At 62.0% G+C, this 19,930-nt stretch carries 20 protein-coding genes; 3 read left to right on the top strand and 17 right to left on the bottom strand.

The features are described from left to right. Positions 1-7 precede the first annotated feature (7 nt). From B9Z43_RS11725 to B9Z43_RS11670, 12 genes are all read right to left on the bottom strand, one after another. Positions 8-913 carry a DMT family transporter gene (locus B9Z43_RS11725; protein WP_108325787.1) on the bottom strand — a complete coding sequence of 302 codons (906 nt, stop codon included), beginning with the start codon at positions 911-913 and terminating at the stop codon, positions 8-10. Continuing rightward, positions 913-2,535: a gamma-glutamyltransferase family protein gene (locus B9Z43_RS11720; RefSeq protein WP_108325785.1), complete on the bottom strand. Its 1,623-nt coding sequence runs from the start codon at positions 2,533-2,535 to the stop codon at positions 913-915. The genes B9Z43_RS11725 and B9Z43_RS11720 overlap by 1 nt, the downstream gene beginning before the upstream one ends. 157 nt (positions 2,536-2,692) lie before the next feature. After that, entirely contained in the window at positions 2,693-4,204 is a 1,512-nt protein-coding gene (locus tag B9Z43_RS11715) for a tripartite tricarboxylate transporter permease (protein WP_108325782.1), read from the bottom strand. A 13-nt stretch (positions 4,205-4,217) separates the two neighbouring features. Continuing rightward, positions 4,218-4,706, bottom strand: a complete 489-nt coding sequence (locus B9Z43_RS11710; protein ID WP_108325780.1) for a tripartite tricarboxylate transporter TctB family protein — start codon at positions 4,704-4,706, stop codon at positions 4,218-4,220. Positions 4,707-4,854: 148 nt separating this feature from the next. Then, positions 4,855-5,613, bottom strand: a complete 759-nt coding sequence (locus B9Z43_RS11705) for a spermidine synthase (RefSeq protein ID WP_108325777.1) — start codon at positions 5,611-5,613, stop codon at positions 4,855-4,857. Further along, the gene (locus B9Z43_RS11700) at positions 5,610-6,164 is read right to left on the bottom strand and encodes a DNA-deoxyinosine glycosylase (RefSeq protein ID WP_108325775.1); all 555 of its coding nucleotides are present in this window, start codon (positions 6,162-6,164) and stop codon (positions 5,610-5,612) included. The genes B9Z43_RS11705 and B9Z43_RS11700 overlap by 4 nt, the downstream gene beginning before the upstream one ends. Next, entirely contained in the window at positions 6,161-7,000 is an 840-nt protein-coding gene (locus B9Z43_RS11695; protein WP_108325773.1) for a TatD family hydrolase, read from the bottom strand. Before B9Z43_RS11695 ends, B9Z43_RS11700 begins: the two co-directional genes overlap by 4 nt. A 6-nt stretch (positions 7,001-7,006) precedes the next feature. Beyond that, complete coding sequence (gene lolD, locus B9Z43_RS11690) at positions 7,007-7,690, bottom strand: lipoprotein-releasing ABC transporter ATP-binding protein LolD (protein ID WP_108325771.1); 684 nt, start codon at positions 7,688-7,690, stop codon at positions 7,007-7,009. Next, on the bottom strand, positions 7,683-8,951 hold the full coding sequence (locus B9Z43_RS11685; RefSeq protein WP_108325769.1) for a lipoprotein-releasing ABC transporter permease subunit: 1,269 nt from the start codon (positions 8,949-8,951) through the stop codon (positions 7,683-7,685). Before B9Z43_RS11685 ends, lolD begins: the two co-directional genes overlap by 8 nt. Positions 8,952-8,986: 35 nt before the next feature. Next, positions 8,987-10,270 (bottom strand): O-acetylhomoserine aminocarboxypropyltransferase/cysteine synthase family protein, encoded by a 1,284-nt coding sequence (locus B9Z43_RS11680; RefSeq protein ID WP_108325767.1) that lies wholly within the window; start codon positions 10,268-10,270, stop codon positions 8,987-8,989. 48 nt (positions 10,271-10,318) lie between these two features. Further along, entirely contained in the window at positions 10,319-10,786 is a 468-nt protein-coding gene (locus B9Z43_RS11675; RefSeq protein ID WP_108325765.1) for a CoA-binding protein, read from the bottom strand. 18 nt (positions 10,787-10,804) lie between these two features. Next, positions 10,805-11,989 (bottom strand): MFS transporter, encoded by a 1,185-nt coding sequence (locus tag B9Z43_RS11670; protein WP_108325763.1) that lies wholly within the window; start codon positions 11,987-11,989, stop codon positions 10,805-10,807. A 95-nt stretch (positions 11,990-12,084) separates the two neighbouring features. Between B9Z43_RS11670 and B9Z43_RS11665 the strand changes: the two genes are divergently transcribed. Further along, positions 12,085-13,020, top strand: coding sequence for a hypothetical protein (locus B9Z43_RS11665; protein ID WP_108325761.1), 936 nt, complete (start codon positions 12,085-12,087; stop codon positions 13,018-13,020). Further along, positions 13,017-14,726, top strand: a complete 1,710-nt coding sequence (recJ, locus tag B9Z43_RS11660) for a single-stranded-DNA-specific exonuclease RecJ (RefSeq protein WP_108325759.1) — start codon at positions 13,017-13,019, stop codon at positions 14,724-14,726. The genes B9Z43_RS11665 and recJ overlap by 4 nt, the downstream gene beginning before the upstream one ends. Here recJ and coaD read toward each other — a convergent pair whose 3' ends face one another. The 3 genes from coaD to B9Z43_RS11645 all read right to left on the bottom strand — a co-directional run bounded on the left by coaD (position 14,727) and on the right by B9Z43_RS11645 (position 16,361). Next, positions 14,727-15,221, bottom strand: a complete 495-nt coding sequence (gene coaD / locus B9Z43_RS11655; protein ID WP_108325757.1) for a pantetheine-phosphate adenylyltransferase — start codon at positions 15,219-15,221, stop codon at positions 14,727-14,729. A 41-nt stretch (positions 15,222-15,262) separates the two neighbouring features. After that, positions 15,263-15,907, bottom strand: coding sequence for a 16S rRNA (guanine(966)-N(2))-methyltransferase RsmD (gene rsmD / locus B9Z43_RS11650; RefSeq protein ID WP_108325754.1), 645 nt, complete (start codon positions 15,905-15,907; stop codon positions 15,263-15,265). Positions 15,908-16,049: 142 nt separating this feature from the next. After that, on the bottom strand, positions 16,050-16,361 hold the full coding sequence (locus B9Z43_RS11645; protein WP_108325752.1) for a cell envelope biogenesis protein TolA: 312 nt from the start codon (positions 16,359-16,361) through the stop codon (positions 16,050-16,052). A gap of 244 nt (positions 16,362-16,605) precedes the next feature. Here B9Z43_RS11645 and B9Z43_RS11640 point away from each other — a divergent pair, with 244 nt between their 5' ends. After that, positions 16,606-17,136 carry a hemerythrin domain-containing protein gene (locus B9Z43_RS11640; RefSeq protein WP_108325750.1) on the top strand — a complete coding sequence of 177 codons (531 nt, stop codon included), beginning with the start codon at positions 16,606-16,608 and terminating at the stop codon, positions 17,134-17,136. 4 nt (positions 17,137-17,140) lie between these two features. Here B9Z43_RS11640 and B9Z43_RS11635 read toward each other — a convergent pair whose 3' ends face one another. Beyond that, the gene (locus B9Z43_RS11635) at positions 17,141-18,493 is read right to left on the bottom strand and encodes a pitrilysin family protein (protein WP_199222304.1); all 1,353 of its coding nucleotides are present in this window, start codon (positions 18,491-18,493) and stop codon (positions 17,141-17,143) included. Between the two features lie 10 nt (positions 18,494-18,503). Beyond that, entirely contained in the window at positions 18,504-19,928 is a 1,425-nt protein-coding gene (locus B9Z43_RS11630; protein ID WP_108325748.1) for a pitrilysin family protein, read from the bottom strand. Positions 19,929-19,930 lie beyond the last annotated feature (2 nt).

Raw genomic sequence — 19,930 nt, 5'->3', positions numbered from 1 at the left:
CTGAAAATCAATTGCTGCGGCCCGCTGGCCGCGTCACAAAAAACACACCACTGACCACCAAAGCGGTGCCAGCGATGACCCACACATTGAAGGGCTCATCCAAAATCAGAACGCCCATCAAAATCGTCGACATGGGGCCGATCATGCCCGTCTGCGCCGTCAGGCCCGGGCCAATGCGCTCAATCGCCATCATGACCAGCAGCACCGGCAAAGCGGTGCAGGCCGTGGCGTTGAGCAGCGACAGCCACAGCACCGGCTCGGCCACTTGCGCAGCGGCCCAGGGCCGCAGCAGTGCAAACTGCAACAAGCAAAAAAAGCAAGCGGCCGAAGAGGCCAGCCCGGCCAGCCGCAAAGAACCCAAGCGTTGCACCATCTGGCCGCTGTAGGTCAGGTAAACGGCATAGGTGAATGCGCTGGAGAACACCAAAAAGGCCCCCAGGGCGGCATGCGTGCCGGCCAGGCTGACTTCATGCCCGAACACCAGCAAAACACCCGAGTAACTGATGGCCATGGCCATGCCCTGGCGGGTGCTGATGCGCTTTTTGAACAAGAACCAACCCAGCACCAGCACCAGCGTGGGGTTGAGGTACAGGATCAAGCGCTCCAGCGAAGCGCTGATGAACTCCAGGCCCCAAAAGTCCAAAAAGCTCGACAAGTAATAACCGCTGAAACCCAAGCCGATCACACCCAGCCAGTCGCGCCCAGTCAACGCGGCCTTGCCCCGCCCTGCCCACCAGGCCATCAGCAAAAACATGGGCAGCGCAAACAGCATGCGGTACATCAAAAGCGTGACCGCATCCACGCCATGGCGGTAGGCCAGTTTGACGATGATGGCCTTGCCACTGAAGGCGATGGCACCGGTCGCCGCCAGGATCAAACCAGCGGAGGCTTTGTGCGGCTGTGCCTGCACCATCAAAAGCCCACCGCCTGCCCGTCCCGGCGCGGGTCGCTGGCGGCCATGTAACCCTCCACACCCGGATCGCCCATGCGCCAGATGAATTGGCCAGCGCCAAAGTCCTGGTAGGAGTCGTTGATGATGTCGAGCTGGTGACCGCGCTCGGTCAGTGCTTGCACGGTCTGGGCGTTCATCGCGGCTTCCACGTTGATGTTCAGGCCCGTGTTGTAGCGCCAGCGCGGCGCATCGCAAGCGGCCTGCGGGTTCTGCTTGTAGTCCAACATGCGCACCAGCGTTTGCATATGACCCTGGGGCTGCATGTTGGCGCCCATCACACCGTAGCTCATGACGGGTTGGCCGTTTTGGGTCAGGAAAGCAGGGATGATGGTCTGAAATGGGCGCTTACCGGGCATCACCAAGTTGGCCGTGTTGGGCCCCTTCGCGTTGGTGCTGAAGCCATGGCCGCGATTTTGCAAACTGATGCCATAGGTCGGCTCCACACAACCGGAGCCAAAACCCATGAAATTGCTCTGGATGAAGCTGACCATCATGCCGTTTTCGTCAGCCGCCGTGAGATAAATCGTGCCGCCCTTGACCGGGTTGCCCGCCTGGAAGTTTTGCGCCTTCTTCATGTCGATGAGCTTGGCACGGCTGGCCAGGTAAGCCGGGTCAAGCATCTGCTCAGGCGTGACCTCCATGTAGCGCGGATCGGCCACATAGCGGTACACATCGGCAAACGCCAGCTTCATGGCTTCGATCTGCAGGTGCTGCGAATCGACCCCGTCCACCGCGTGGCTGGCCAGGTCAAAGTTGGACAAGATGCCCAGCGCGATCAAGGCGGCGATGCCCTGCCCGTTGGGCGGGATTTCGTGCAGGGTATAGCCCCGGTAGTCTTGCGCAATCGGCTTGACCCACTCTGGCTTGAAGTCGGCCAAGTCTTTGGCGGTGATGCTGCCACCGTTGTCTTTGGCAAAACGCTCAATCGCTTCGGCGATCTCGCCACCGTACAAGGCTTGACCTTTGGTGGCGGCGATGGCTTTGAGACCTCGCGCCGCGTTCTTGAACTGGAACAACTCGCCCACCTCGGGCGCACGGCCCCAAGGCAAAAAGCTCTGCGCAAAGCCCGGCTGCGATTGCAGCTCGGGTGTGGCCGCCGCCCATTTTTGTTGCACCACCACTGGCACCAGATAACCGCGCTCGGCCACCTCGATGGCGGGCTCCAGCAAGTCGGCAAAAGGCAGCTTGCCGAAACGCTCGCTCATGGCCACCCAGCCTGCGACGGCGCCTGGCACGGTGACCGAGTCCATGCCGCGCTTCGGAGGCGCGACCGCATCCGCGCCATATTTGCGGTGAAAGTATTCGGGCGTCCAAGTCGATGGCGCAGGGCCCGAAGCATTGAGCCCATGCAGCTGTTGCCCATCCCAAAGAATGGCAAAAGCATCGGAGCCCAGACCGCAGCTCACAGGCTCGGTCAAGGTGATCACGGCCGCAGCGGCGATGGCGGCATCGACCGCGTTGCCGCCTTTGAGCATCATGCGCAGGCCCGCTTGCGCCGCCAAGGGGTGTGAGGTCGACACCACATTGCGGGCAAACAAAGGCAAGCGTGTGCTGGTGTAAGGGTATTGGTTGTGAAACTGCATATCAGTCCGTAAGTCGCCAAAAATTCGTGGCCCAAGGCCAGCCAATCCTTGATTTTGTCAGAGGCGGCAAACCCTGGTGCTAGCAGAGGTGACACGGGGGCCGCCATGAAAAACGGCCTCGCGAGGAGGCCGTTGGGATCAAGAAGACAAGCAGGGCTCAGTCTTCCACGAATGCTTCTTCGCGTTTGGATTTGATCGATGGCAAAGCCACAATGATCAGCAACAAAACAGCGGCAGCCAACAAACCGGCCGACAAAGGACGTGTCACAAACACACTCCAGTCACCACGCGAGAGCAACATGGCACGGCGCAGATTCTCTTCCATCATCGGGCCCAGAATGAAGCCCAACAGCAAAGGCGCTGGCTCCATGCCCAACTTGATGAAGGTGTAACCGATCACACCGAACATGGCCACCATCCAGATGTCCCAGGTGTTGTTGTTGGTCGAGTACACACCGATCGCGCAAAACAGCACGATGGCCGGGAACAACCAGCGGTAAGGCACGGTGAGCAACTTGATCCAAATGCCGATCAAAGGCAGGTTCAAAATCACCAACATGGCATTGCCAATCCACATCGATGCGATCAGACCCCAGAACAACTCGGGGTTGCTGGTCATCACTTGCGGGCCGGGCTGAATGTTGTGGATGGTCATGGCACCCACCATCAAAGCCATCACGGCGTTGGGCGGAATGCCCAAGGTCAGCAAAGGAATGAAGGATGTCTGCGAAGCCGAGTTGTTGGCCGACTCAGGGGACGCCACGCCACGGATGTTGCCTTGACCAAAAGGCACTTCGCCCGGACGCAACTTGGTTTTCTTCTCAATGGTGTAGGCCGCAAAAGCTGCCAGCAAAGCACCGCCACCAGGCAAGATACCCAGAGCAGAGCCCAGCGCCGTGCCGCGCAAGACGGCAGGCACCATGTTCTTCAAATCTTCAACTGTGGGCATCAGACCCGTCACTTTGGCGGTGAAGACTTCGCGCTCATCTTCAGGCTTGGACAAGTTGGAGATGATCTCGCCGTAGCCAAAAACGCCCATGGCGATGACGATGAAACCCACGCCGTCTGTCAGCTCAGGAATATCAAAGCTGAAACGAGCCACACCGGAATTCACGTCGGTACCAATCAAGCCCATCAACAGGCCCAGCACAATCATGCCAACCGCTTTGATCAGCGACCCTGAAGCCAGCACCACGGCGCCAATCAGGCCCAAGATCATCAGGGAGAAGTACTCGGCGGGGCCAAACTTGAACGCCACCTCGGTCAGAGGCGCCGCAAATGCAGCCAAGATGAGGGTACCTACGCAGCCAGCGAAAAACGAACCCAAACCCGCCGCAGCCAATGCAGGACCTGCACGACCTTTGCGAGCCATCTGGTAGCCGTCGATCATGGTCACCACCGATGAAGCTTCACCGGGCAGGTTGACCAAAATGGCCGTGGTAGATCCACCGTACTGTGCACCGTAATAAATACCGGCCAGCATGATCAGCGCAGCCACAGGGGGCAGCGCATAAGTAGCTGGCAGCAGCATGGCGATGGTGGCCACAGGCCCCACACCAGGCAACACACCGATCAGCGTGCCCAACAGGCAGCCAATGAACGCATAAATCAGGTTCTGAAAGGTGAAAGCCACCCCAAAACCCAGTGCCAAGTTGTCAAACAATTCCATGTTCTGTTACTCCTCAACCGGTGATGAATGTGGGCCAAACGGGAAACTGCAACTTGAGCAGCAACACGAAAGCGGCATAGCTGCCGATGGACAGAACGCTGGACAAAACCAGGACTTCCTTGAGGTTGAAGGTCTCACCCGCAAGGCTGACAACGATGGTGGTGCCAAAGATGGCCATGATCAGACCCATGGCCGGGACACCCAAGCTGGGCAAGCCGCCCAACAAGACGCCAAACAACAAGTTGCCAGCGATGATGAAAAACAAAGGCTTCCACGCCCATTTGCCAATCTTTTCGCCGTCTTGTGTCTCGACCGTTAAGGCCTTGAACATCACAAAGCCACCGATCACGGCCAGCAAGATGCCCAATAACATGGGGAAGTAACCTGGCCCCATGCGGGCGCCAGAACCGATGCTGTAATTTGTAGCGCCATATGCAAAAGCTGCACCCGCTACTGTAAAAAGCAGACCTGAAAAAAAGTCTTTTTGACTCTTGATGTTCACGACATATCTCCTCTGATTGAGTTGGCATGATTTTGCGTGAAGATGCACTGCGGATGGATGTGGGTTACACCTATGTCCCCATCATGAGAAAACCATGGTTTACCCTTATTTCATGCGGCTTGGCGCACCATGAGTGTGCGCCACGGCTTCATTTGCTCAGCGGCTTGAACACCCTGAGCCATTTGGGTGCAGGCAGACCCCATTTGTCCTGAATGCGTTCGGCAGCCGCCAGCAACTCTTCGCGCTTGGGTCGGCTGCTGGTGCGCTGGGCCAGCACGATCGCATTGCCTTCGCGGGTGGGTTTGAAGGCCCACACCGCGTCTTCGCCAAAAGCCGCGCAAATCTTCTCGACGCTGGCCGGGTAGCTGGACGAGCGGCCAAACAGGTTGACCGTCATCACGCCTTGCGGGCTGAGCAGATCGCGGCAGTGGCGGTAAAAGTCGGGCGTGTCGAGCACGGGCGCGGCCGCGTGTTCGTCGTACAAATCCACCTGCAGCGCATCGACGGTGCCACGCCATTCGTCAGACTGGATTTCCAGCGCCGCATCGGCCAGCACCACGCGCAAACGTTCATCGTCTGGCGGCAAACGGAACCAGCCACGACACGCATGGAGCACACCCGGGTTGAGCTCGATGGCGGTGGTGGTCATCTTGAGCTTTTTGTAGCAAAACTTGGTGATGGTGCCTGCGCCCAAGCCCAGCTGCATGGCGTGCGCACCTTTGACTTCGTCGTGCGGAAAAAACAGCAGCCAGCCGAACATGCGCTGCACATACTCCAGCTCAATGTCGTAAGGCCTGTCCAGAAACATGGAGCCCTGAATCCACTCGGTGCCCAAGTGCAGGTAACGGATTTCGCCGTCTTCAGAAAAATTGACTTCGGGCAGTTCGATTGCTTTTTTTCGGCTCATGCCATCATTCCATGGGTGTTCATCACCGCCTGCCAGGCGCTGAGTTTTTGTTCAAAAGTCCACGACGCATTGGCCGGACTGGTCGATGGTAGGCGATGAAGCGTCACGCGCTCGGCCAAACCCGCGCTGAGCAGCGCTTTTTCGACCGCTTTGGCGTGTCTGAAACTCTCGCCGCCGTTGTGCAAGATGCCGCGCAACTGGGGGCAACGCCCAAGCAGAGCCGGAAAATCATTCAGCTGCGCATGGCGGATCGCACTGTCCAGACTGCCTTCGCGCTCGCAATGCGCATACACATCCCACACACCCACGCCTTGGGCCAGCAAGCATTGGCAGCGCTGGCCGTAATCGCCGTCTACAGGCCAAGGGGCATCGGGCCACAGCGCCAGCATGATGCGCCAGAAATGGTTTTTCGGGTGCGCGTAATACTGCTGCGACTGCAAAGACTTCACACTGGGGAAACTGCCCAACACCAAGACCCGGGTGTGGGCATGCACCAAGGGCGGCAAACCCTGCAAACGTTCGGGCTGTTGAGCATCGTTGGACAACCTCATCCCCCCGTCAAAGACAAGGCCGACAGCTTGGGCAAAACCCGCAGGGCATTGCTTGTGCTGGCTTGCGCGAGATCGTGGAGCGCCAGCCCACGCAAATCCGCCAGCACCTGCGCAATGCGCGGCAACTCAGCCGGACTGTTGCGGCCTTGCGCCTGGCCCAGCGCCCGCTGCTCAGCCGTCTGGTACAGCCAATGCGGCGGCATGTCGGGCGCATCGGTTTCCAGCACCAAAGCCGCAAGCGGCAAATCGCACGCCAATCGGCGCAATTGCAAAGCCCGCTCGTAAGTGAGCGCACCGCCAAAGCCCAACGCAAAACCCATCGCCACAAAATGCCCGGCCTGCTGCGCACTGCCATTGAAGGCGTGCGCGATGCCAGACACCACCGGGCATTGGCGCAGGCCTTTGAGCAAGAGGTCGGCCGATCGGCGCACATGCAAGATCACCGGCAATTGATGTTTTTGCGCCAGCATCAATTGGGCGGTGTAGAACCGCCACTGCCGCTCGCGCATGGCGGGCTCGCACAAGGCAGGCACAAAAAAATCCAGCCCGATCTCGCCCACCGCCACCAAGCGCGGGTCGCCCTGGCGCTCGGTCAAGGCCCGGTCCAACGCCAGCAAGTCTTCTTCACTGGCCTGCGGCACATACAAAGGGTGAATGCCCAGGGCATAGGCATCGCCTTGCTGGGCCGCCAGCTGCGCCACGGCCGACCAATGCGAGCGCTCCACCGCCGGGATCACAGACAGCGCCACACCTTGTGCGCGGGCCTGCGCCCGAACCGCACCACGGTCGGCGTCAAACTCCGCCGCGTCCAGGTGGCAATGGGTGTCGATCCACATCGCAGCTCAAACAGCTGGCTGCAACACGCCTTTGACCAGATGCAATTGCCGGTCGCAGCGGGCCGCCAAGGCCTGGTCGTGCGTGACCACCACAAAAGCAGTGCCGCGCTCGCGCGCCAATTGCAGCATCAGCGCGAACACACCATCGGCCGTCTCGCGGTCCAGATTGCCGGTGGGTTCATCGGCCAGCACACAAGCCGGATCGTTGACCAGCGCCCGGGCCAAGGCCACGCGCTGGCGCTCGCCGCCCGACAGCTCGGCTGGCCGGTGGTGCACGCGATCGGCCAGCCCCACGCGGGCCAACCACTGCGCCGCCACGGCGGCAGCCTGGGCGCGGTCTTGGCGGCGGATCCACAAGGGCATGGCCACGTTGTCCAGCGCGCTGAACTCGGGCAAGAGGTGGTGGAACTGGTAGACAAAACCCAGGTAACGGTTGCGCCACTGGCCTTGCTCGGCCGCGCTGAGCGCTGAGAGCAATTGGCCCTGCAGCTGCACGCTGCCTTGCGTGGGCGCGTCCAGCCCGCCCAGCAAATGCAAGAGCGTGCTCTTGCCCGAGCCCGAAGCGCCCACAATCGCCAAGGTTTGCCCCGCATGGACTTCCAGGTCCACGCCCTGCAACACGGTCACATCCAGACGGCCTTCGGTGAAGCGCTTGGTCAGGCCCTGGGCTTGCAAGACAGTTTTATTCATAACGCAGCGCCTCGGCAGGGTTGACCTGGCTGGCGCGCCAGCTGGGGTAGAGCGTGGCCACAAAAGCCAACACCAAAGAGATCAACGCGATCGGCACGATGTCGCTGGCCAGTGGCTCGCTGGGCATGCGGCTGATCAGGTAAATGTCGCGCGGCAAGAAGCTGGCGTTGAACAGTTTTTCCAGCGCGGGCACGATCACATCGATGTTGAAGGCCACCAACAAGCCCAAGAGCAAACCGCTCATGGTGCCGATCACGCCCACCGTGGCGCCCTGCACCACAAAGATGCCCATGATGCTGCGCGGGCTGGCGCCCAAAGTGCGCAAGATGGCGATGTCGGCCCGTTTGTCGGTCACCGTCATCACCAAGGTGCTGACCAGGTTGAACGCGGCCACCGCCACGATCAACGTGAGGATGATGAACATCATGCGTTTTTCAACCTGCACGGCGGCAAACCAGGTCTTGTTTTGCTGCGTCCAGTCGCGCACCCAAAAGCGCGCGCCCAATTGCAGCTGCAAGTCCCGCGCCACAGCGCGGGCTTCGTGCAAGTCCTTGAGTTTCAAGCGGATGCCGCTGGGGCCTTCCAGGCGGAACATCCGCGCTGCATCGTCCACATGCATCATGGCCAAGGTGGCGTCGTATTCGTAATGCCCGGAATGGAACAGGCCGACCACATTCATCTGCTTCATGCGTGGCACCACACCCGCTGGCGTGACCTGCCCCGACGGCGAAACCAAAGTCACCGGATCGCCCACCTGCACACCCAGCCCCTGCGCCAGATCGGTCCCCAACACCAGGCCGAACTGACCGGGCAGCAAACGCAGCAAGGCGGCACCCTGCGCGTCCGAATTCAGGTCCGTCACCTCTGGCTCCAGCGCCGGATCGATGCCACGCACCAGCACGCCCTTCATGTCTTCACCCCGCGCCAGCAAAGCCTGCGCGGTGATGAAAGGCGCGGCACCCAACACCTGCGGGTGGGCCTTGAGGTGGCGCAGCAAAGCGGGCAAGTCCTGCACCGCCCCGCCGTCGGCGGCATAAACCTCTATGTGAGAGACCACACCCAGCATGCGGTCGCGCACCTCTTTTTGAAAGCCGTTCATCACGCTCAGCACGATGATCAGCGCCGCCACACCGAGGCCAATGCCCATCATGGACACCCCGGAAATGAAAGAAATGAAGCCATTGCGCCGCGTGGCGCGGCCTGCGCGGGTGTAACGCCAGCCCAGTACGAGTTCGTAGGGAATGTTTTTGAAAAAAGCCATAGGCCGCTATTGTGACCAATCGCAGTTGGGGCTTTTCAACGGCTGGCTTTGTCCAGCGCCTGGTCGATGTCCCACAAGATGTCGTCCAGATTCTCCAAGCCCACCGAAATGCGCACCATGTCGGGCGGCACGCCCGCAGCCAGTTGCTGAGCTTCATCGAGTTGGCGGTGCGTGGTGCTGGCCGGATGGCTGATCAGGGTGCGGGTGTCGCCGATGTTGACCAAGTGGCTCATGAACTGGGCCGACTCGATGAAGGTCACGCCCTGCGCCAAACCGCCTTTCACGCCAAACGACAGCAAGCCCGACGCGCCGCGCATCTGGCGCTGCATCAGGGCGTGCTGCGGGTGGTCGGGCAAGCCGGGGTAATTGACCCAGGCCACACGCGGGTCGGCCTGCAAAAACTTCGCCACGCCCAAAGCGTTGTCGCAATGCTTTTGCATGCGCAGCGGCAGGGTCTCGACGCCTTGCAAAATTTGCCAGGCGCTCATGGGGCTGAGCGCTGCGCCAAACACGCGCAGGCTCTCCATGCGGCAGCGCATGGTGAAGCCAAAGTCGCCAAAGGTCTCGTAAAACTTCACGCCGTGGTAGCCCTTGGACGGTTCGGTCATGCCCGGAAACTTGCCGTTGTCCCACGGGAATTTGCCGCCTTCAACCACCACGCCACCCAGCGTGGTGCCGTGGCCCGCCAGGTATTTGGTGGCCGAATGCACCACGATGTCGGCCCCCAGCAACAGCGGCTGGCAAAGCAGTGGGCTGGGCACAGTGTTGTCGATGATGAGCGGCACGCCATGTGCGTGGGCCACCTCGGCCACGGCGGCGATGTCCAGCACCACCATGCTCGGGTTGCCCAGGCTTTCGGCATACACCGCACGCGTGTTGGGTCGCATGGCGGCGGCAAAGGCTTCAGGCTTGGTCGCGTCCACAAACGTCGTTTCAATGCCGAATTTGGCCAGGCTCACGGCCAGCATGGTGACCGAGCCGCCGTACAAAGCCCCAGCGGCCACCACATGGTCGCCCGCTTGCAAGATGGTCATGAGCGCCATGGTTTCGGCCGCCATGCCGGATGCGCTGGCTACGGCAGCGCGCCCGCCTTCGAGCGCGGCCACACGCTCTTCGAGCACTGCCACCGTGGGGTTGCTCAAGCGCGAATACACATTGCCAAAGGTTTGCAGGTTAAAAAGCGAGGCCGCGTGCTCGGCGCTGTCAAACACGAAGCTGCTGGTTTGGTAAATCGGCAAGGCGCGTGCGCCCGTGGCCGCGTCGGGGATTTGCCCGGCGTGGATGGCCAGGGTTTCGGGGTGGAATTGGCGGTCGGTCATGGTGTTGGGGTCATCAATTTGTTTTAAGTGGCAAGGGGAAAGAAGCCTTCACACCAGCCGCCGCGCCGAGATGATGCCGGTGTTCACGCCCACCCAGTTCAGGCCGCCAAACAGACGGGCGTGTTCGATCTTCACGCAGCGGTTGGTGACGGAATCCATGCCCGCCTGCCGGGCCAGCGCATCGGCCTCGGGGTTGGCCACGCCCAGTTGTTGCCACAGGCACTTGGCACCGATCTGCACCGCTTGCTCGGCAATCGGCAGCACGTCTTCGGCGCGGCGAAACACGTCAACCATGTCCACATTGAAAGGGATGTCGCCCAGGCTGGCGTAACAGGTCTCGCCCAGCACCGGCTTGCCCGCATAGCGCGGGTTCACGGGCACGATCTTGAAACCGTGCGACTGCATGTACTTGGCCGCAAAGTAGCTCGGTCGGTGCCATTCAGCCGACAAGCCCACCACGGCGATGGTGGGGCATGTTTTGAGGATGCGCCGCAGCGCGTGCAAATCGTTGTGCATGGAGATCCTTCTTTTTGTTCAATACTGCGCCTGCCCACTGCGCTTCATTTGCCGCGAGGCCCAGGTGGCACACAGCGACAGCACGGCGCACACCGCCATCACGCCCAAGTAGTGGCCGCTGTGGTCAAACACCGCACCGGCCAACACAGGCCCCAGCAAGTTCCCCAGAGCCGCGCCGCTGTAGAGCGTGCCCACCACGCTGGCCACCGATTTTCCGCCAAAGTAGTCCATGCAAATGGCGGGCAAGAGCGACACGATGGCGCCATAACTCAGGCCAAACCACAGCGCAAACACCACCAGCAGCCCCTGCCCGCCTGCTGCACCCCACAGCACATACGACGCGCCCATGGACATCTGCATCAGCACCAGCGTCTGCGCCCGCCCCAGCCGGTCGGCCAACAGGCCGATGGCAAAGCGTCCGACCAGACTGCCCACACCGATCAGGCCGACCAGGCCCACGGCAAAGGCTTCGCCCAAGCCCAGATCACGCGCCGAGGCCGACACATGGGCAAATGGAATGAACATCACCGGCGAGGCCAACACCGTGGCCAAGTACAGCCAGCGAAACGTGGGGCTGCGCAAGGTCTCGCGCAAGCTCAGGCCAGAGGACGAGCCACCTGCACCCGAGGACGGGGCAGCAGGTGCGCGCCGCAACAAAGCCGCCGCCAGCAGGCCCAGCACCAGCACGCCCAGTGCCAGCACCTGCATCGCCTCGCGCCAGGGCATGGGGCCAATGGCCATGGCCACCAGCACCGGCACCAGCAAAGTGCCCGCGCCCACGCCCGAACTGGCAATGCCCCCGGCCAAACCGCGCCGGGTGGTGAACCAGGGCTGCACGCTGGCAATCGACGGGGTGTAGACCAGGGCAATGCCCAGGCCCACCAGCAGGCCGTAACTCACGTACACCGCCAACAAAGACGTGGCCCAACTGGTGGCCAGCAAGCCCAGTGCAATCAAAGCCATGCCGGCCGAGCACACGATGCGCGGGCCAAAACGGTCGGCCAACATGCCGCCGCCAGCGCCCATCACAAAATACACAAAGCCAGAGAGGCCAAAAATCCAGGACACATCGGCCCGCTGCGCCGAAAACTCGGCTGCAAACGATTCAAAAAACGCCGCGAACGAATACGACACCCCAAAGATCAGCGCCAGGCACACAAACGTGGCCCAAACCACCACCCAGGCGTAGGGGGTTTCTTTCATGCGGTCTCCTGTCTTTGGGTTTTGAGGGTCATTGTGCCTTTGAACAGCCCCCTCAGCCTGCCAGGCCGTTCAGGGGCCTGCGACAATCAGGCCCCATGCACCTGATCATTCCCTACGCCGCCAGCCACGCCCTAGCAGGTCCAGAGGCCTTGGCCGATTTGCAGTTGCCCCATTTACAAACCTTGCTGGCGGTTTTGCAGCGCCAGCCTGTGCAGCAAGACAGCGAGGACACGCCACTGCACATGCCGCACGAACGCTTGCACGCCCAAGCTTTGGGCTGGAACGATGGGCTTGCCGCCCTGCCATGGGCCGCTTGGCAAACCACGCAAACGGGCACGACACCACAGGCCTGGATGACGCCTTGCCATTGGCAGATCGGCATGGACCAAGTGGTCATGCTCGACCCGGCCAGCCTGTTCCTGTCGGACGATGAATCGCAGCAATTGCTGCAGGCCATGCAGCCGTTTTTGCAAGAAGACGGTTTGCAGGTCACCTGGCACAGCGCACTCAAGTGGCATGTTCAGGGTGCGATGCTGACGGACCTGGCCTGCGCATCGCTCGACCGGGTGATCGGCCAAAACATCAAGCGCTGGATACCCGAGAGTCCCGCCGCGCGCCCCTTGCAGCGCCTGCAAAGCGAGATGCAAATGCTGCTGTACAACCACCCGGTGAACAATGCCCGCGATGCACGCAGGCAGATCTCGGTCAATTCCTTCTGGCTGCATGGCGCGGGCACACTGCCGACGGCTGCAGCCCCTGCCCGGCACGTGGCGTTGCCCGAAGCCCTGCGCCACAGCGCCTTGCGCGGCGATGTGCAGGCTTGGCGGCAAGCCTGGCAAGGGCTTGACGCCACCGCCGTGGCCGATTTGCTCACGCACTTCAAAGCCACAGGCCAGGCGACGCTCAGCCTGTGCAGCGAACACGCGGCCCAAACCTATGAGGCCGCCCCCGCCGCCTGGCACCAACGCATCACGCGACTGTTCAACAAGACCACACCTGCAGCGGCACTGGCCGCCCTGATCACCCCATGAATTTGCTCACCCGAGATGTGCCCCCCCGCAGCGCCTGGGCGCTGGAACAAGCGGGCATCCACCCCTTGCTGGCCCGCCTGTATGCCGCCCGTGGCGTGCAGTCCAAAGATGAACTCGACGATGCGCTGAACCTGTTACTGCCCCCGGCCGGCATGCTGGGCACCACAGAAGCCGCCAAATTGCTGGCCGATGCCATGGCGCACAACAAACGCTTGTGCATCGTGGCCGACTACGACTGCGATGGCGCGACCGCCTGCGCCGTAGGCGTGCGCGGTTTGCGCATGCTGGGCGCCCAGAACGTGAGTTATCTGGTGCCCGACCGGGTGGTGGATGGTTATGGCCTCACGCCCCCGATTGCCGAGCGCGTGCACCAACAAGGCGCAGATGTCTTGATCACCGTAGACAACGGCATCGCCAGCGTGGCGGGCGTGCAAGCGGCACAGTCGCTGGGCCTGCAGGTGCTGGTCACCGACCACCATTTGCCGGGCAACGAACTGCCCACGGCAGAAGTGATCGTCAACCCCAACCAGCCCGGCTGCAGCTTCACCAGCAAGTCCATCGCGGGTGTAGGCGTCATGTTTTACGTGCTGCTGGCCCTGCGCGCCGAGTTGCGCCAGCGCGGCGTGTTTGACGCGAGCACCCAGCCGCGCCTGGACGCACTGCTGCCCTTGGTGGCACTGGGCACCGTGGCCGACGTGGTCAAGCTCGACGCCAACAACCGCCGCCTGGTGGCGCAAGGTCTGCGCCGGGTGCGGGCAGGCGCTCTGCCTCCGGGCATGTCGGCGCTCATGCGCGCAGCGGGCCGCGAAACGGCCAAGGCCACCACTTTTGACTTTGGTTTTGCACTGGGGCCACGCATCAACGCGGCAGGTCGGCTGGCCGACATGACGCTGGGCATCGAGTGCCTGCTGACCGATGATGCAGGCCGCGCCGACGAGCTGGCCCGGCAGCTGGACGCGATCAACCGCGAACGCCGCGTGATCGAGGGCGACATGCGCGAGATGGCGATGGAGATGGCCGAATCGTTGTTTGACGAAGGCGACGAGCCACCGCCCGCCATTTGTGTGTTCGACCCGGACTTTCACGAAGGCGTGGTGGGCATCGTGGCCTCGCGGATCAAGGACAAACTGCACCGCCCCACCTTTGTGTTCGCGGCCAGCAGCGCGCCGGGCAAGGAACACGAACTCAAGGGCTCAGGCCGCTCGATCGCGGGATTCCATTTGCGCGATGCGCTCGATCTGGTGGCCAAACGCGCACCGGGCGTGCTGCTGCGCTTTGGTGGGCATGCCATGGCGGCGGGTTGCACCATTGCCGAAGAACACCTCGATGTGTTTGAAGAAACCCTGAACCAGGTGGCCATGGAATGGCTGGACGCTGCCACGCTGCAACGCCGCCTGGAAACCGACGGGCCGCTGCCTGCCGAATACCGCCGGGTGGATTTGGTGGAGATGCTGCACCACGAGGTCTGGGGCCAGGGCTTTGCGCCGCCCGTGTTTTGTGAAGAGATTGAAATCGTGTCGCAACGCTTGGTGGGCGAAAAACACCTGTCGCTCAAGATGAAGCACCAAGGCCAACCGGTGGACGGCATCTGGTTTGGCCGCACAGAGCCCTTACCGTCCAAAGTGAAGCTGGCTTACCGGCTGGATGCCGACGAATGGCAAGGCCAAAAGCGCGTGCGCTTTTTGGTGGAAGGCGCGGAAGACTGATCAGTCCGCGCTGGAGAGCTTGAACTCCAGCGCATTGAGCACAGGTGCCGACACCAGGCCCGACACATCACCCCCGAGCTTGGCGATTTCGCGCACCAAGGTGCTGCTGATGTGTTGCACGTTGGCGCTGGTGTGCAAAAACACGGTGTCCACATCGGGGGCCAGATGGCGGTTCATGCCCGACATCTGGGTTTCGTAGTCGTAATCGGTGACCGAGCGCAGACCACGCACGATCACTTGCGCCTGTTGGGCGCGCACGAAATCCACAATCAGGCCATCAAAAGGCACGGCTTTGACGTTGGGGCAATCGTTCAGGGCAGACTGCGCCAGGTGCAAGCGCTCGTCCAGGCTGAACAAGGTTTTCTTGTGGTGGGCGGTGGCCACCGCGATGATGACCTGATCGAACATCCGGGCCGCACGGCGCACCACGTCTTCATGGCCCAGTGTGAGCGGGTCGAAGGTGCCAGAGTAAACAGCGATCACGGGGTGTTGCATGGTGGGTCCTCGGTTCAGTCTGCACAAATTATGCAGTGCGTTTATGCCGTGCGCTGCAGCAAATGGGCATGCACCGCACCGGCCTCGAGGTGACGCTCGACCTTCAGGCCCCAAACACCCAAAGCTTCATCGGTCCAGGCCACGGGCGCTTCCAGATACACCCAGCCCCCCACCGGCACGGCGGCTGAGGCGGCTTTGAGCGCCGATTCAAACCAGGGGCCATCAAACGGCGGATCGATGAACACCAAGTCCACACTGCCCGCAGGCAAGCGCTGCAAAGCGGCGATGGCGTCTGCGCGCTGCACCTGGACCATGCCCGCCTGCAAGCGCAGCACATGGGTTTGCAAGGCGCTCACCAAGGCAGGGTCTTGCTCCAACATCAGCACATGGGCCGCACCACGCGAAGCGGCCTCCAAGCCCAACGCGCCGGTGCCGGCAAAGGCATCCACGCAGCGCCAGTCGCTCAGGTCTTGACCCAGCCAGTTGAACAAGGTTTCGCGCACGCGGTCGGGCGTGGGGCGCAGCCCGGGTTTGTCGATGACTTTGAGGCGTGTGCGGCGCCATTGGCCACCGATGATGCGCACTTCGTGTGCGGCATGGCCTTTGGGCTTGCCTGCTTGGGCTGAAGGGGGCGCGGACGCACGCGCGGCCTGGCGCGGCGCAGAAGAAACTTTGGATGAACGCATGGGGCCAAGTGTAAAGGCCCGCTTGCGGCCCTTGCGACACGCGGGCACGCGCCAACGACACCCACCAACAAAGAAGCCTGCACAGGTGCAGGCTTCTCGTGGGGTGAAGCGCTGGCCGGACAAACTGTCCGGCTGGCGGGTATCACTTGCCTTGTGGCAGTTTGGCGTCGACTTTGGCAGCGGCTTTGTCGGCCATTTTTTCTGCGGCAGGGGCCACTTTGCTTTCAGCGGAGGCTGGTGCCGCTTTCGCTTCGGCCTTGTGGGCTGCTTTCTTTTCGGCTTTCGCAGCTTTGGCCTGGGCCTTCGCTTGTGCCTTGGCATCTTTCATTTCGGCCTTGGCAGCAGGTGCTACGGCGGCTGCGGGTGCAGCAGCTGTCGCAGGCGCAGCGGGGGCTTGGGCGAATGCACCGGCAGCGAAGAAACCGGCGATCAGGGTGGCGAGCAGCTTGTTCATGAGAAGAGTCCTTCTTTCAGTTTTCAGTCCAACACCTTGTTGGACTTGCAACTACAACGCGGCCCGTCTGCGCCCTGATGACCCAAATGCCGGGCCAGTTGTAACGGCATGTGTGTTGTGTGCGATCCACTCACGCCGCGCGGTGGACTGGACGCTCATGACTTGCGTCAAACAAATCGCACATCGCACTTGGCGCAGCCGCCCATGCTGCCTACAGTGAAACCATTCACTGAATGGATAAACCATGAGCCACAACCCATCTGAAGCCCCCATCACCCATTTTTCCAATTGCCATGTGGGCATCTTTGCCCAGCTCGATCGCATGGGCGATTTGCCCGCGCTGCTGGGGCCTGCCGCGCAGGCGCGCAAAATTGCCGAGCAGTCTCTGGCCTTCTTCAGCACAGGCATGTACACCCACCACAGCGAAGAAGAAAAAGACCTGTTCACGGCCGTGCGCGCCAGCGCTCAGGCAGGCGCTGAACGCATGAAGGTGGACGCCCTGATCGAACAACTCACACAGGACCACCGCAGCCTGGAAAAGATTTGGGAATCGCTGGAGCCCAGTTTGCGCAAAGTCGCCAAAGGACAGGACGCCATGCTGGACGTGAGCGCCCTGCAGGCCATGGTCCAGCGCTACCAGGCCCACGCCAAACTGGAAGAACAAGCCTTCCTGCCGCTGGCGCAAAGCATCTTGGGTCGCAACGACAACCACATGGCAGCGCTGGGGCTGACCTTGCACATGCGCCACGTGCCGCCTTTTGCGGCGCACATCTGAAACCTCAGGGCTGCGCGCCCAGCACCACCGTGACCATGCGCTCGGGTTGCAGCACCCGGGCCATGGCGCGGCGCACATCGTCGGCGCTCACCCGATCGACCTGTACCGTCCAGGTGTCCAGATAGTTCAGCGGCAAACGGTTCCACGCGATGTTGGCCACGTTGTCGAGCAGCTTGCGGTTGCTGTCGATGCGCAAGGCAAAGCCACCAACCAGATTGGCCTTGGCCGCTTGCAACTCGGCTTCGGTGGGGCCGTCCTTGACGAAGGTCTGCACCACCTCTTGCGCCACGGCGATGGCCTGCGCCGCTTGGTCTGGCCTTGTTTGCAGGCCCACCGTGAAGGCCCCCGCATGCAGCCCCGGCGCGAAATAGCTGTACACGCTGTAACTCAGGCCCCGCTTTTCTCGCACCTGCTCGGTCAGGCGTGACACGAAACCGCCACCGCCCAAAATGTGGTTGCCCACCAGCATGGGGAAAAAGTCCGGATCGTTGCGCTTGTAGCCGGGCTGACCCATCAGCACATGGGCCTGTGCGGAATCGAAAGGCACATTCACCGCTTGCGCGGCTTTCAAGGGCTGCACTTCAGCCACTGGCGGCATGTCCTGGCAAGCCGACATGGCCGGCCACAAGGCCAGCAAGCGCTTGACCAGCGCGTCAACTTGGGCGCGCGACAAATCACCCACCACGCTGACCGATGCATTGCAGGTGCGCAAAGCTCGGGCGTGCAAGGCTTTCAGGTCAGCGGCCCCGATGCGCGACAAGGATTCGGGCGTGGTTTTGTAGCCGTAGGGATGGCTGCCATAGACGGCCGAGGCGTAGCTGTTTTGCACCACCGTGCCAGGCTGCGTCAAAGACTCGCGGATGGCGGCGGACAAACGTTCACGGTCACGCCCCCATATCGCTTCAGGAAAGGCCGGATGCGCCATTTGACGGGCCGCTAGAGCCACCGCCTTGTCCAGCAAGTCCGGGTAGCTCAGGCTGCGCAGCGAGAAACTCAAACGGTCTGCGCCAGCCCCGGCGCCAAAGCTGGCCCCCAGATCGGCCCAGGCTTCACCCAACTGGTTTTCGTCCATGGCCCGGGCATAGGGGCCTGTGCCTTTGGGATCGGCGCGCAAGCCACTGGCCATTTGTCCGGCCATGACCGAGGCCAGGCCCGCCTGCGCGGCCGGATCGCGCCGGCTGCCAGCGTCCAGATCGATTTGCACATCGACCATCGGGATGGCATGGCTTTCCACCAGGTAAACACGGGCTCCGTTGGGCTGGGTCCAATGCTGGATGGGCAAGGCCGCTTGTGCCCACGTGGCTGCCAGCAAGGCAGCGCCCACACACGCTTGATGCAACATGTTCTTGACTTTCATGACCGCCCCTTCAGTGCCGCGCACCGGCAGCGGGCTTGCGTTTGACTTGGCCCGACAGGGGCTGTGGACGCAAAACCGCCACGGTGAGGCTGTCGTCACCAAAATACTTTTGCGCCACCGCCTGCACTTGCGCCGCGGTGACCCGGCGCAGACGCGCCATCAATTGTTCTCCGTGATCGGGCGGCAAGCCCAGCGTCCAGGCCACACCCAGTTCGCGGGCCTGGTTGAAGACCGAGTCGAGTTTGTAGATTTCGCTGGCGACCCACTGGGTCTTGACGCGCTGCAGCTCGCTTTCGGCCACGCCTTCTTTGGCCACCTTTTGCACTTGCGCGCGCAAGGCGGCTTCCAGCGCCTCGGTGGTCTGGCCTTTGGCAGGCACACCTTCGAGGTAGAAAAATTGTGGCCCGCGCCCCATCAGGCCGTTGTAAGCGCCAACGCTGTCGGCCAGGCGCTGCTCACCTTGGGTCAAAGCGCGCTCCAGGCGGGCGCCGCTGTAACCGTCCAGCACAGCCGCCAGCACCGTGAGGGCCAGGGCATCGTCGTGCTCGGCAGAGGGCTGCAAACTGGCCAAGCGAGGCACTTTGAAAGCCAGCGCCACATACGACTGCTCGGCCGGGGCCTTGAATTCAAAGCGGCGCAGGCCTTGCTGCGCAGGCTCTTGCTGGGGCTTGCGATCGGCCACGCTGCGCGCGGAGATCACGCCGTAATATTGGTCGGCCAAGGCTTTGACCTGCACAGGGTCCACATCTCCGGCCACGACCACGACCGCATTGCCGGGCACATACCAGCGGCGGTAAAAATCACGGGCATCTTGTGCCGTCATGGCCTCCAGATCGCTCATCCAGCCCACGATCGGGCGGCGATAAGGCGATGCAGACAAAGCGGTGGCCGCCAGCATTTCGTGCAGCAAGGCACGGGGGTTGTCTTCGGTGCGCAAGCGGCGCTCTTCCTTGACGACCTCCAGCTCTTTGGCAAATTCCGCATCGGGCCACTGGTTGTTGGCAAAGCGGTCCGACTCCAGACGCATCACCGCCTCCAGCTGGTGCGCAGGGATCTGCTGAAAGTAACCCGTGTAGTCCTTGGAGGTGAACGCGTTTTCACGCCCGCCCAAAGCCGCCACACGCCGCGAAAACTCACCTGCCGCCAAATTGGGCGTACCTTTGAAGAGCATGTGCTCCAGCACATGGGCCACGCCGCTGGTGCCATCCACCTCGTCCATGGAGCCCACCCGCAACCACACCATGTGCACGGCCGTGGGTGCCCGGCGATCGGGCTTGACCCACAAGGTCATGCCATTGGCCAAGGTGTAGGTGTGCACTTGCGCTGCAGGCTTCACCATTGCGGCCTGGGCCGCAGGGGCCTGCGACCAGGTGGTCAAAGGCACACTCCAAAGCACGGCCAGACAAGAAATTCCCAAGAGAAAGTTCGGTTTCATAG

Source organism: Limnohabitans sp. MMS-10A-192 (assembly GCF_003063335.1).
Classification (GTDB): Bacteria; Pseudomonadota; Gammaproteobacteria; order Burkholderiales; family Burkholderiaceae_C; genus Limnohabitans_A.
This window is presented reverse-complemented; position numbering and strand designations above follow the sequence as displayed.